A 14,121-nucleotide genomic window follows, 5' to 3' on the forward strand; every position below is an offset into this window, starting at 1 on the left:
ATGCATTACACCATCGTCGCGCCACAACCTCTACAAGCACTGCTCGCACATCGTCTCAAACATTTCGCGGCGATTGACTATCAATTTTGCGACAAAACCAACGCCCAATCGGCAATGATGTTTGTCCAAGCCAATCCACACGCGGCATCCAACACTTTCCACGCCGATATTGAACTACTCGCCCTGCCAGCACTACAAGCAGCCGATCACGGCTTTATCTTTGCCGCAGCGGGCTCGATAACCGCACTACAAAGTGCGGCCCCGCTACTGGATGCACTCGCCCCGATTGCCAATGGTTGGCTGCATATTGGCGACTTTGGCGCGGCCAGCTTTGCACATCGCGCCTGGCAAATCATGACCGGCAACCCCTCACAAGAAAACCCCGCCTTTTGGCAAAACATCCCAAGCCTACCCACACCCAATCCGCTCAACCAAGCACAGTTCATTGCCGAGCTCGCCCAGCAAATGGGTAAACAGCAACAACAATGCATCGCACTACAACAGCTTGCCAACGAATTTCTCAGCCAGCAGCCAGCACACGACTTCCAGCCCTACTCTCCATTACAACGCCAATTTTTTGGCCCATGGAGCCAAACTAATACTTCGCCAGCCCAACAATTAGCCAGCTTTATTTTACAAATCCCCACGCAATCTACGCCTAGCAATTAAGCGCAAACAAAAATAGGTATTGCAATGCAGCGCTTATGGAACAAAGCCTACATCGCAATACCTATTTAATCATGCCAACTTTCAGTCAAGCACACCCAAACCCAACGCAGCGACTATGGCTTACTTGGCCATCACGCGCTGACGACGGCTTTCAGACAAGACGATCCCTGCGGCTACCGAAACATTCAAACTTTCGACCGAACCATACATTGGAATCGATACCAAACTATCGCAAAGCTCACGCGTCAAACGGCGCATGCCTTCACCCTCATTACCCAACACCCAAGCAATCGGACCTGTTTGGCCATAATGGAACAAATCGCACTGACCATCAGCCGCAGTACCCACCACCCAAATGCCACGCTCTTTTAAGTCGCGAATCGTTCGTGCCAAATTCGTCACCATCACATACGGCACGACTTCAGCGGCACCACACGCCACTTTGGATACGGTCGCCGTTACGCCAACACATTTATCTTTCGGTGCAATCACCGCATGCACGCCCATGGCATCGGCCACCCGAAGGCAGGCGCCCAAATTATGCGGATCGGTAATCCCGTCTAAGATCAATAAAAACGGTGGCTCATCTAAATCATCCAACACATCTTCAATCGACAAATAGCTTTTTTCAGTATCAATCAGCGCCGCAACACCTTGATGACGCACATGGCCAGCAATACCATCCAAACGCGCACCATCCACCTGAACCAGTTTTACATCTTGTAATTTCACGGTTTTCAGTAAGTCTTTCATCCGTGGGTCGCTACGTTCACTATTAACGTAAACCTCCAGCACAGAATCGGGAAAACGCCGCAAGCGCGATGTGACTGCATGAAACCCATGAATAATTTTATTTTGCGACATACGCACATTTCCTAAAAAAGCCGAGATTCGCAATTTTACGGTGTTTATGCAAAAAAGACTGTAAATAAGACATTGTTAGCGCCAGAAAGCGCTTATTATTTTACAGCGAAGGCAACACACAGTTAAATACATACTATTCTTAAGCGACAACCATTATCAAATAGCCTCAGCATGCCATGACCATGACAGCCACTGAAAACAAATCCAGCACTGAGCTCAGAGACCAATACCTCGCAATGCTAGAGGATATTGCCAAAGAGCTCGACGGCAATACGATTTTTCCAGTTTGTTTTGATATTTCAATCCAAATTGGCGCGGCGATGAAAGACCCCAATGCTTCGATACAAAAAATCGCCAGCGAAGTAGAAAAAGATCCACTCATCACAACCAAGCTACTTAAGCTCGCCAACTCTGCCAGCTACAACCCTTCAGGGCGCGCCATTGTAAATATCGAAAATGCCGTGATTCGCCTAGGCATGGGGGTCGCACGTTCGGCTGCGCTAGCTTGTGCAATGGATCAACTATCACGCTCAGCGCAACTGGCGCCCTTTGAGGCGCAATCTCGCCTCTGGTGGCAACATAGCCTCAAAACTGCCGCCGTCGCCCGAGTTCTTTGCAAACACCTCGCGCCGCGTCTCAACCCAGAAGTCGCTTTTTTAGCCGGATTGGTTCACGATTTAGGTGCTTTCTTTATGCTCGATCGCGCCGGCAGAAACCCTGAACTTCTCGAAAGACCCAAAACTGTAGAATATTTAGTCGCGCAATGGCATGACAGCATTGGCACCGTCTTGCTTGATACCTTATCGCTACCAGAAGAAATCATCGAAGCAGTCAGAGACAATGATTTGCCTCGGCCACCGACCACACAATTAAGACGCCTAACCGACGTGATTTATGTGGCCAATTTATTCGCCGGCGGGTTGGACGAAATCAACAAACAAGATCTGCCCGAAGCCTTTGTACCCACCGAGCTCAGCGACCCGCAATACACCAACTTGATCAACGAGATGAATGAAGCATGCCAAGAAATTCTGAGCGTGTTTTAAGACTGATTAACTGCGCAAGGATGATTGATTAGCGAATCACCGTAAGATCGAACCACCTGAGCAATAATAACTTGATAACCAGACAACCATTGCGCGTAACGCTGCTTGGCTTCCAAATGCGCTGGATGCTGCATTAACGCCTTTAAGCCCGCCTCAGATTGCCAATAATACACATTGCAAAGCCGACCACTCGCTACATTCTGCCAAGCCTCTTCACCCAAATAACCCTCGGTTTCTTTGGCTGCTTGAGCAATTTGCTGGTCAAGCTGATGAAATTCAGCGTCAAATTGCTTGGTGTCAAAAATAAAAGTGGCAGAATAAATCAATTCATTACCCTTTTTGCATCGGCACAAAACGAATCCCCGACGGGCTGATTTGGTCGGCGCCGCTGGGCATAAAGCCATAGCGCATATACGCCATCACACTATTGAGGCTCGCATTCACCGTTTGTAGTGGCGCATCGTGCTCCGCCGCTTTGAGTAAAGCGCGGCCTACCCCGCGACTTTGCATTTCCGGCAATACAAACAGCATGGCTATATGTTGCGACGACCTCACCTGCAATACGCCAATGATCACGTTTTGAATCAAAGCCACATACGTCACCGAGTGCCGCGCATCGCGACTGGCAATCTCATCGGCAGTCGACAAGCGGGTAAACGTTGCCACCCCAGCAGGGGGCTGATACTGCACCGCCAAATGCGCAAAAGTGGTTTGCACCACCTCTGAGGCACGCTGATATTCATCGGCGACAATTTTTCGAATCACCAATGCCATCTTAACCCCCAGTACCACCCACCGTTAAGCCGCCATCAATTCGCATCGTGGGCTGCCCTACACCAACGGGCACGCTTTGCCCGTCTTTACCGCACGTTCCCACACCGGGATCGAGCGACAAATCGTTACCCAGCATCGACACTTTAGTCAGCACATCTGGGCCATTACCAATCAGCGTTGCGCCCTTCACCGGATACAGCATTTTGCCGTCTTCAACCCACCATGCTTCAGCCGCAGAAAACACAAATTTGCCGCTGGTGATATCCACCTGACCACCACCGAAGTTCACCGCATACAAACCGCGTTTAATCGACGCAATAATTTCTTGCGGATCTTTATCGCCGTTTTCCATCAAGGTATTGGTCATGCGCGGCATGGTGATGTGCGCGTAACTTTCACGGCGGCCATTGCCAGTCACCGGCTGCCCCATCAAACGAGCATTGAGACTATCTTGCAGATAGCCTTGTAAAATACCGTCTTCAATCAACACCGTGCGCTGCGTTGGATTGCCTTCATCATCAACATTGAGCGAGCCACGACGATCACCAATCGTGCCGTCATCGACCACCGTTACGCCCGGCGCCGCAACACGCTGACCAATTTTGCCAGCAAAAGCCGAGCTGCCTTTGCGATTAAAATCACCCTCTAAACCATGACCAATGGCCTCGTGCAACAAAATACCTGGCCAGCCATTCCCTAACACCACCGTCATTTCGCCCGCCGGAGCCGGTCTAGCATCTAAATTGAGCACCGCCTGATCAACCGCTTTTTTGGCGTAATCAAGCAAGACCATGTCGGTAAAATAGCCATAATCAAAACGACCGCCACCACCGGCACTACCTTGTTCACGCTTACCATTGGCTTCGACAATCACATTAATCGACAAGCGCACCATCGGGCGCACATCCGCAGCACGATGGCCATCGTGACGCGCGATATACACCAATTCATACTCGCCCGCCAAGCTGGCCATCACTTGCACTACGCGAGGATCGAGACTGCGCGCCAATTGCTCCAGTTTTTCCAACATGGCCACTTTGGCCGCTTCATTCAAGCTAGAAATAGGATCAGTTGGGGTATAAAGCTGACGTGCATTATGTTTTGTGACATGGCGAGCAATACCCTCACCCCCTTGCCGACCAATCGCCCGAGTGGCATAAGCGGCCTGCGTTAATGCGGGCAAGCTGATGTCGTCTGAATAGGCAAACGCCGTTTTCTCGCCTTGAATCGCCCGCACACCCACGCCTTGGTCAATGCTAAAGCTACCTGACTTTACAATCCCTTCGTCCAAACTCCACGCTTCAGAGCGGCTGTACTGAAAATACAAATCGGCGTAATCAATATTGTGCGTCATGATGTCGCTAAAAACTTGGCTGAGCGCCGCCTCATCCAAATTAAATGGGGTTAGTAATTGCTGTTCAGCTAAGGCAAAAACGGTCATTGGATTTCACTTTTAATTAGGGTGTTTAAGTTGTCGTGGAGCAGCAAGTCGGCAAGGCCTTGCAATCAAAATTAACCCTGCACATTTTTACAACATTCAGTTACCGCGATTGTCCATCAAAGACCAAAAAAAGTACGAACAATTTCATCGCGTCCGAACGGCAATTTAAAGCAAAGAAAACATCATCGCCATCGAGCGCCGGTTAGTCGCTTGCCGGCAATGACAGCACCCGATGCGACAAGGCGGGCAAACTACTGCGAACCCGCTGCATCTGGCTGGCCTTTAATTCGGCCACCACCAGCCCATCACCACTGGCTAGGCAGTTTAGCACCTGCCCCCAAGGATCAATAATCATGCTATGCCCATAGGTGGTTCGACCACTGGGATGTTCGCCACCTTGATCGGCAGCAATGACAAAACATTGATTTTCAATCGCCCGAGCACGCAGCAATACTTCCCAATGCGCGCGGCCGGTCGTTGCAGTAAATGCCGCCGGTAATAACCAAATATCAACACCGTCCACTTGGCGAAACAACTCTGGAAAGCGCAAATCATAACAAATGGCCAAACCGACGCGGCCAAATGGCGTGTCAAACGTCACTACTGCATCGCCTGCAACAATGGTATTACTTTCACAAAACTGCTCGGTATCACTGTCAAAACCAAATAAATGAATTTTGTCGTAGCGCGCAATACACGCGCCAGCGGGGTCAAATACCAGACAGCTATTTTTAACCTTTGTGGCATGCTCAGAGCGCAATGCGATCGTACCGGCCACCAAATAAATGTCGTGCTCGCGCGCCGCTGCGGCCAGAAAGTCTTGGATCGGCCCAGCGCCAAAGGTTTCTTGTATTGCCAATTTGTCTTGATCTGTTTGCCCCATCATCGCAAAATATTCCGGCAACAGCACCAGCTTGGCCCCCGCCTGAGCAGCCTGAGCGATCAGCAGCTTGGCGCGCTGTAAATTGTCAGCCACCACCGGGCCAGAAATCATTTGAATCGCACAGACTTGAACTGACTGCATATTACCCTCGCCATGTATAGCCACAAAAGCCACATTCAATATTAACTACAGCAACATACCCATTAGTTTAATTTTTTAACCTGTGGATCACGCATTGAACCGCTGATTTGATACTCAAACGAAACCAGCTCTCCCAAGGGATTTTGATCAAACAAGCGCTGCGCGGCAAAAGTCGCCAAACCCGCAATGGGATTAATCGCCGCCACGCCCAAAGCCACTGCATCGCCCACTGCTGGAACGATACGCACTACGATGTCTTGCGTCCCAGCGACAAAATTGGCGTCGCCTTTAAAACGCACTTTGGCCGATGGCGCGTCAATCGTGAGGTTTTTAGTCTTAGCAACGCCCTGATTCATCGTGGCGTCCCCGGTGATTCGATCAAAGCCAAAGCCTTGTGAAATTAAATCTTCAAAATCGAGTTTTAAACGCCGTGGAATTGCTTGTAAATTCAGCACCGTTAAAAACCGTCCTGCGCCCGGATCAATTTTTAAAAACTGCCCCGCGCCCACATCAATCTTAAACTGACCTTGCATTGAATTGAGTTTGGGAGACCACGGTGGACCTTGCCATTCAACATTGCCGCCAAAATGCAGCGGCGCCATCGTCATCGCCTCTGGGTAGCCAAACCGAGTCAATAATCGCCCCAAATTGGCTGAAGTCAGTTGCACCTGCCCTTGAGTCAGATTTTTACCGTCTTTTTGCCGCCAGATTCCATTTAATGTTAAATCACCGTCGGTATTTTTTAACTGTAACTGCTCAATATTGAGCGCCGCGCCTTGCGGTACCGCCAATACATTTAACCGACCCAATTCAATCTGCTCATAGCGTAAATCAGCCACATCCAAATTCATTTGCGGCCAAGCACTTGGCTCGTCTAATGCATTATTTTGAACCGGCCCAGTTAAACCCATCACGTGCGTCGGGGCTGCCTGCGACTCCATTGATAATGGCAACCATAATTTACTCAGTTTGGCATTCAGTTGCCGACTACCGGCCTGCCAGTTGATTCGGCCCGCCAACTCTTTACTCTCTAAATCAACCTGCCAATTTTGTGCTGCAGGCTTAGCGCTGATGGTGACGCCATTAAATAAGCGCCCCCATGCATTCACCTGCTTAAAACCCAGCTCTTTCACGGTAATTGCCGGCAGGCTATTGCTAGCGGCATTTGCCGAGCCACTCGATGGTCGCGGCATTTTCTCAACAAAATCGAGCCAATTTTCAACATCTAGCGCTGGCCAATGCCCAGTCACTAGGACGCCACTTTCTGGTAACGCCCTCACTTCACTCCCTAGACCAAGCACCATTTGCACTTTCGGTTCGGCGCTAGGGCTCGATTGCTTACTTTGCATTTTGCCGAATAATAATTGGCCTAAAGAAAACGTTAATTGATGCTGCAAAGCCCCACCGCTGGCTTTGACATTCAGCGCCCGGCTTTGCGCGGCATTTTTGCCCAAGGGCGCTGGCAGATTGACTTTAGCGCCCTGCAAATCACTACTCACCGACAGATCAAATTGCTTAGGTGCGACTTTAAGCTGCGCTTGATACTGACTTTGCCCCGAAATCTGCGCTTGCAGTGCCGGCAAATAGGCGGTCGCAATCTGCCCCATTGCTGCGTCGCCGGTTAAATTCAATACCAAAGCGCCATTCACATCGTTCGAGCCCAATAATTTAACCGTACCGCCAAGCGCTTTGGCCTGAGCATAGGGCACTTTAATCGCCGATTCGGAAAACTCGACCTCGCCAGTCGCGGCATTGAGTACCGGAATCGCACCGCCAAAGCGCAATTGATTTTGCTTAAAGCGATAACGACCACTCACTTTGGTATTTTCAATATTGATCATGGGCATATCGAGTTTTAAATCCAGCGTGCCATCGCCTTCGGCCTCCAAAGTATCTAAAAACCCTTGTGTGCTCTCCTTAACCGGACTATTGGCAACAAACGACAAAAAGTCATGCGTACGACCATTCACTTGACCGCTCACCAAGATATGCTGATCTTGTTCTAAATTCGGAATTTCAACCTGCACGCCACTTAAACGGGTTTTTGAGATTTCGCCAGCCGATGCATTAATTTTCATCGCCAAGCCTTCAAAAGCCAAATCACCATTGATATGGTCAATCATTGGCCAGCCTGGCACATAGTTCAGCGTCACATCCGCCGCTTTAGCATAAATTGCAAATTGGCCACGCGCCTCATCCGCCGAACCTTTATGATAAGGAAATCCCGCAACATCCCCCTGCCAAGTAATTCGCCCCTGACTGGCATCCCCTGCCAACAAAGCTTGTTTTAACCAATCAAGGACATCATCGCCCAAAATTCGTGGCAAATAGCGATACGCCTGATTGGCCGACAGATGCGTAATATCTCCCGACACTTTGACCTTACCCAATCCTGAACTTGGCCCTTCATAGTGACCATCTAATTTCAACTGAATGGCTGGATTCATCATTGAGAAATTCAGCAAATCAAAGCGCCAGTTTTGCGCCTTCTTTTGCCATTCGATGCGGGTACTTAGCTCGTTGAGCAGCATGGGATCGACAAATTGTGCCGGGTAGTTAAACTCGGTATTACGTCCCCGTACATCAAGTCGTCCACCTTGTTCTTGCCACTGCCCCGTCAAATCAACCGGACCTAGATTCAAATCTGCATGGCGCAGCACCAGCGCTTGCGCATCAAAACGTCCTGCGAATGCCTTGGCGGCAGATAATGGGCCTTGCCAACTAAGCTCTGCCTCTTGAATCAGCCCGCCCACCTCAGCGGGGGCACTGCTCAATTGCGGCATCCTTGCTCTAGCCAAATAAGGCTTGAGTAACGGCAAATACGCATTTAAACCCGCAAGTTGCCACTGCTTTAACTGTAGAGCCGCCTCGGTCGTCGATTCGGTCTTGGTTTGGCTATATGTCAGATTACAAGAGGTACACAACACCCCAGACGGCGAGGCAATCTGCCGACCATTAATTTTTAAGGTTTTTCCCTTGGGGGTATCAGACCAGAAGACAACGGCATCAAGCCTTGGCAGCTGATACAGGGTGGCCGTAGCTTGATCACGCATTTGCCAATCACGCGCGCCCAAATCGGCCTCGATGGCTTGCAATTGGCCTTGTGCTAAATCAACACGCAAATTTAACTGCCCCACACCATGCTCAAGCAACAAAGTTTTAGGCATTAAGGCATTCAGCCACGGCATAAACTTAATCAGATTACTTTCGGGCAATTGCAATTTAAGCCAGCCCGACCATTGCTGCAGCTGCGCAACATCTCGCCCTTTTAATCGCCCCTGCACTTGAATGCGCGGCCCCACACTGGGTGGTGGCGTTAAAGCCAAATTAAAGCGATGTGCGCCTAAAAATTGATCGGTAGAAAAGTCCACCTGACTGACCGTCAAACTAGGATACTGGCCTTGTGCGTCACTAAACCGCACTTGCCCTTGCTCAATGACGATTTCATTTTGCGCCAATAACCAATTGAGCATACTGGCATCGCGGTGCTCGCTAGATTGTTGGCTTAATGCCACACCCCCCATCCACCAACGACCATCCATAGAGCGACTAATGTCGAGCAAAGGCGACTGAAGCACAATTTGATGAAATTGAATCCGCCCTAAAAATAGCGTGCGAATCGATAAAGTGGCACTGAGGGTCGCAAAGCGCAGGTCGGGCGCTTGGCGATTCTTACCTACAGCAAAATCGCGCACCATTAACTGTGGATAGCCCCCTTGCCAGCCGCCACTGACTTGCCCAATAAACACCGGCACACCCATCGCCTGTTCGAGCTGCGTCATCAGCCAAGGCCGATAATCATTCAATCGCGGCATAAACCAAAACTGCCAAGCACTCGCCACAATCAGCAACAGCAACAAAAAAGCCAGCACAAGACGCTTGAGCCAACGATAGAGGCTGTGCGGAAGATGAAATAAAGCAAGTTTGATGCGGCGCACTAAAAAACGTCCAAATTCAAAAGAGGGAAAGCGCCCAAACAGGCTCGGCTATGCTAGGGTTACGCACAAGAACGCTATTTTACCCTGATTCCAAAGCGGCATTCTGCTTCACTTGGCATTTCTCGCAAAGATTTGCCGCCGTCTATGCCCCGCATCACACTAGACACCTTCAGGGAAAGCCCCATAGCGCCAATTGCCAATGCCTACGAGTGAGCCTATGACCGATATCGCCTCCGCCAACCCTGCCATTCTTGCCGCACGCCAGCATAGCCGCTACCTTAATAATCTCTTTATGCGTCACCCCCACTTGATCGACACCACCATCGCGTCGCTCGAGCAAGTCTTTACTCGGCAAGCGATGCTCGATCAACTGGCGCAAGAGCCCATTGAAACCGAAGAACAACTCAGCCAACAATTACGTAATTTGCGCCAAGCGGTGATGGCCAGACTCATCTCCCGAGAAATCAGCGGTCGATCTGACCTCAATGAAGTAGTCACCACCACTAGCGATTTAGCTGAAGTGGCACTCAGCCACGCATTACAATTTTTAAGCCAAGCCACCGAACGCATAGGTCAACCCATTGGCGAAGACAGCGGCACGGTGCAAGAGCTGATTATTGTTGGCATGGGTAAATTAGGTGGCCGTGAGCTCAATGTCTCATCGGACATTGATTTAATCTTTGTCTACCCCGAAGACGGCGAAACCAATGGCACTAAGCGCATCAGCAATCATGAGTACTTTGCCCAAATTGGCAAAAAGCTAATTCGCATCATTGGCGACACCACCGCCGATGGGTTTGTATTTCGAGTCGACATGCGCTTACGCCCCTTTGGTGACTCTGGCCCCTTGGTCACCAGCTTTGCCGCTTTAGAAAACTACCTACTCACCCAAGGGCGCGAGTGGGAGCGATACGCGTGGATTAAAGGCCGCGCTTTAAGTGGTGACGCCGCTGGCTTAATGAGCTTAGTCACGCCGTTTATTTACCGAAAATACCTCGATTACGGCGCGTATCACTCTATGCGAGAGCTGCACAGCCAAATCCGCCGTGAAGTGGCGCGCAAAGATCGTTTTGAAAACGTCAAATTGGGCCCTGGCGGCATTCGTGAAATTGAATTTATCGGCCAAGTGTTCCAGCTCATCCGCGGTGGGCGCACCAAGGCTTTGCAGCAAAGACCCACACAAGTCATTTTGAACGAGCTGGAACAACAAGGCACACTCCCTGTCGACATCGTCAATCAACTGCAAGCGGCGTATGTGTTTTTACGCAATGTCGAACATCGAATTATGTATTTAGACGATGCGCAAACCCAAATGCTGCCAACGCAAAGCGACGATCAGGCGCGACTGGCACTCAGCATGGGGTTCGACAACTGGGCGCAATTTAAAGCCACGCTCGACATGCACCGCGCGCAAGTGACCGCGCAATTTGAACAAATTTTTGCGCTACCTGAGCACAGTGCTCTCAATGCCAGCAATACCGAAACGCATATCGACCAATACCTTGACGAAGACACCAGCCAATTGAGCGCACTGGGTTTTGCCAAACCGCTGGAAATCCAACGTCGACTCAATGCTTTACATGACAGCAGCAAATATCGGCAAATGCCCGATCGCTGCCGACAACGACTCGATGCGATCTTACCGTCACTGATTACCATCTCGGCCCAAGTGAGCAACCCCGACATTACGCTCACGCGATTACTTGACTTACTCGAAGCCATTGGTCGCCGCGAATCATACTTGGCACTACTAGCAGAACACCCACAGGCGTTAAAACGGCTCGCATCACTGTATAGCGCTAGCCCTTGGGTGTCTGAATACCTCACTCGCCACCCGATCTTGCTCGATGAATTACTCGACTCACGCTTACTACATCAAGCGCCAGATTGGGGCAAATTAGGCGAGCAGCTGAGGCAAGACATTGGCCAGCTTAAAGACGACACCGAAGCCAAGATGGATTGCTTACGGCACTTTCAACACACGCAGATTTTTCGCTTAGTTTCGCAAGACTTGGCCGACTTATTGCCTTTAGAAACGCTATCGGATCATTTATCCGATCTTGCTGATCTCATTTTATCGGTCGCCATCGAAGAAGTTTGGCGCGAAATGCCCAATAAACACCTCGAAACGCCGCAATTTGCCATCATTGGTTACGGCAAATTGGGGGGTAAAGAATTAGGCTACGCGTCGGACTTGGATCTGGTGTTTTTATACGAGGACGAGCACCCCAATGCGGGCGAAATCTACGCTCGCTTTGCTAAGCGGGTGGTCAACTGGCTCACCAGCATGACCTCGGCCGGTCAGCTGTACGATATTGATTTACGCTTACGCCCTAATGGCACATCGGGATTGCTGGTCTCTAGCATTGATGCTTTCGAGCAATATCAGCGCAATTCAGCCTGGGTTTGGGAGCATCAAGCCCTCACACGCGCTCGCTATTGCGCGGGGGATGTCGCCATCGGTCAAAAATTCACGCTCATTCGCAATGCGGTGATTTGCCTTGAGCGTGATATTGATTCGCTCAAAGCCGAAGTTAAAAAAATGCGCGAAAAAATCCTTGAAACCCACCCCGCCAGCGCCGTGGATGTGAAGCATTTACGCGGTGGGATTGTGGATATTGAATTTATTATGCAATTTTTGATTTTGGCGTATTCAGCCACCATTCCGGCGCTCACTGCCAATTTGGGCAATATCGCCTTACTCGACACCGCCGCCCAACACGGCTTAATCAGCAGCCACGCTGCTGAGCACGCCCGCATTGCCTACCGCGCACTACGCCGCTTGCAGCATATCAATCGCCTCAACGGCACGCCGCTCACGCCCGATATGATTGCACCGCTGGAAAACGATCTGCAATCGGTGCAAGCCACTTGGCAAAATCTATTTGGATGATGGTTTCAGCTGACTAAAAACAACCAAGCCCCAACGCCTTACAACGTTGGGGCTTTTTACCATCGATGACCCATTAAAAATTAAGCCGTGCCGACAAAATCAGCAAAATGAATCGCGCGCATGCCTTGCGGCAGGTATGTTTCTAGCCAGCGCATTTCTTGTTTTAAATGCCTGAGCAAAGCCACCACGTGCATCGGCTCAGTGTCATTATCAAACCAATATTCTTTGCGCCACACTGCATTTGGCAAGTCAAAAATATCACCGCCAGGATGCAATTCATCAATCGACGCCGCGCGCTGCACATAACCCGTCAGTGATAAAACGCCATCCAAAGGCTGACTCACCTCGCTCACCTCAATCACAAAAGCGGTCAAACTGGATGATAATTGCTGAAGATTAACGTAAACTTGCGGATTCAAATCTAAGGTTTGCACAATTTGCGTGCAGCAATTTGGGCATGGTAAGGTCATTGCTGACCAGCACAAAGTTTGTGAGTGATCATCCGCTTGCTGATAGGCTTCAAGCGGATGATGATGGCCACAAATGTAATGTGGCAATTGCTGAACCATAGACATGACGTACCCAAAACACATGCAGACAACCATTACATTAGCACATGCTGACTGATTTCGTCATAAACCAGCCAGTCTCATCAAAACCCCTCGCCACAAAGCAGCACTATGCTCCCCATTTTGTATCAAGACGATCATCTCGTTGCCATTCACAAACCCAGTGATTTATTGGTTCACCGCAGTAGCTTAGACGCCTACGAAACGCGCTTTGCGGTGCAACTATTACGCGATCAAATTGGCCAGCATGTTTTTCCGGCGCATCGCTTGGACAAAGCCACTTCGGGGGTTTTATTGTTTGGCCTTAACTCAGACAGCGCCCGCGCCCTGTCGATGCAATTTGCCGAACGGCAAGTGGCAAAAAACTATCTTGCGGTAGTGCGCGGCTGGCCGGATGAGCAAGGCGAAATCGATCATCCATTAGAAATCCGTAAAGACGACGCCGAAGTGTTTGGTGGCATTGTTGAAAAAGCCGCGCAAGCCAGTCAAACCCACTATCGACGTATTGCCAGTGTCGAGCTGCCGTGGATGGTCGACAAATACCCCAGCAGCCGCTACGCCTTAGTCACGCTCGATCCAATTACTGGCCGCCGCCATCAAATTCGCCGCCACCTCAAACACCTAAGCCATCCAATTATTGGCGACACCACCTACGGCAAGGGTCGACACAATCGCGCCTTTGCGCAAGCTTTTGGCGTGAATCGCCTATTATTGGCGTGCACTCAGATGCAGTTTAAACACCCCATTAGCGGACAAATGCTCAGTATTACTGCGCCAGTCGCCGCCGATATGAGCTGGGTAATCCAAGAATTAGGCTGCTTAGCGGCTTTAGATACCCACCAAATCGAGTACCAAGCACCGCAACCGAGTACGTCACTGCAGCGCCAAATTTTTGTTTAGCAC

Annotated in this window: 11 protein-coding genes; 4 read left to right on the forward strand and 7 right to left on the reverse strand. The window is 50.2% G+C overall.

Annotation, left to right across the window (positions count from 1 at the left end):
- Positions 1–669, forward strand: a complete 669-nt coding sequence (locus HQN60_RS14380) for a hypothetical protein (protein ID WP_173534313.1) — start codon at positions 1–3, stop codon at positions 667–669.
- Between the two features lie 120 nt (positions 670–789).
- On the opposite strand, the gene rlmB is transcribed toward HQN60_RS14380, so the two are convergent.
- The gene (gene rlmB / locus HQN60_RS14385; RefSeq protein ID WP_173534314.1) at positions 790–1,533 is read right to left on the reverse strand and encodes a 23S rRNA (guanosine(2251)-2'-O)-methyltransferase RlmB; all 744 of its coding nucleotides are present in this window, start codon (positions 1,531–1,533) and stop codon (positions 790–792) included.
- Positions 1,534–1,715: 182 nt separating this feature from the next.
- On the opposite strand from rlmB, the gene HQN60_RS14390 reads away from it, so the two are divergent.
- Positions 1,716–2,579 (forward strand): HDOD domain-containing protein, encoded by an 864-nt coding sequence (locus HQN60_RS14390; protein ID WP_173534315.1) that lies wholly within the window; start codon positions 1,716–1,718, stop codon positions 2,577–2,579.
- Here HQN60_RS14390 and HQN60_RS14395 read toward each other — a convergent pair.
- From HQN60_RS14395 to HQN60_RS14415, 5 genes are all read right to left on the reverse strand, one after another.
- A complete protein-coding gene (locus tag HQN60_RS14395; protein ID WP_254456639.1) occupies positions 2,576–2,905 on the reverse strand; it encodes an antibiotic biosynthesis monooxygenase family protein in 330 nt (109 codons plus the stop codon). The two genes, HQN60_RS14390 and HQN60_RS14395, sit on opposite strands and share 4 nt — an antisense overlap.
- Before the next feature lie 4 nt (positions 2,906–2,909).
- Positions 2,910–3,353: a GNAT family N-acetyltransferase gene (locus tag HQN60_RS14400; protein ID WP_173534316.1), complete on the reverse strand. Its 444-nt coding sequence runs from the start codon at positions 3,351–3,353 to the stop codon at positions 2,910–2,912.
- A 1-nt stretch (position 3,354) separates the two neighbouring features.
- Positions 3,355–4,794 carry a metalloprotease TldD gene (gene tldD, locus HQN60_RS14405; protein WP_173534317.1) on the reverse strand — a complete coding sequence of 480 codons (1,440 nt, stop codon included), beginning with the start codon at positions 4,792–4,794 and terminating at the stop codon, positions 3,355–3,357.
- A gap of 202 nt (positions 4,795–4,996) precedes the next feature.
- Positions 4,997–5,818, reverse strand: coding sequence for a carbon-nitrogen hydrolase family protein (locus HQN60_RS14410; RefSeq protein ID WP_173534318.1), 822 nt, complete (start codon positions 5,816–5,818; stop codon positions 4,997–4,999).
- A gap of 62 nt (positions 5,819–5,880) precedes the next feature.
- Positions 5,881–9,756 (reverse strand): YhdP family protein, encoded by a 3,876-nt coding sequence (locus tag HQN60_RS14415; RefSeq protein WP_173534319.1) that lies wholly within the window; start codon positions 9,754–9,756, stop codon positions 5,881–5,883.
- Positions 9,757–9,973: 217 nt separating this feature from the next.
- On the opposite strand from HQN60_RS14415, the gene glnE reads away from it, so the two are divergent.
- A complete protein-coding gene (gene glnE / locus HQN60_RS14420; protein ID WP_173534320.1) occupies positions 9,974–12,649 on the forward strand; it encodes a bifunctional [glutamate--ammonia ligase]-adenylyl-L-tyrosine phosphorylase/[glutamate--ammonia-ligase] adenylyltransferase in 2,676 nt (891 codons plus the stop codon).
- A gap of 80 nt (positions 12,650–12,729) precedes the next feature.
- Here the strand turns inward: glnE and HQN60_RS14425 are convergent, their stop codons facing one another.
- Positions 12,730–13,224 (reverse strand): hypothetical protein, encoded by a 495-nt coding sequence (locus HQN60_RS14425; RefSeq protein WP_173534321.1) that lies wholly within the window; start codon positions 13,222–13,224, stop codon positions 12,730–12,732.
- A 105-nt stretch (positions 13,225–13,329) separates the two neighbouring features.
- Here HQN60_RS14425 and HQN60_RS14430 point away from each other — a divergent pair, with 105 nt between their 5' ends.
- Positions 13,330–14,118 carry a tRNA pseudouridine(65) synthase TruC gene (locus HQN60_RS14430; protein ID WP_173534322.1) on the forward strand — a complete coding sequence of 263 codons (789 nt, stop codon included), beginning with the start codon at positions 13,330–13,332 and terminating at the stop codon, positions 14,116–14,118.
- The last annotated feature ends 3 nt before the right edge of the window (positions 14,119–14,121 follow it).

It is taken from the genome of Deefgea piscis, assembly GCF_013284055.1.
GTDB classification, from domain to species: Bacteria; Pseudomonadota; Gammaproteobacteria; order Burkholderiales; family Chitinibacteraceae; genus Deefgea; species Deefgea piscis.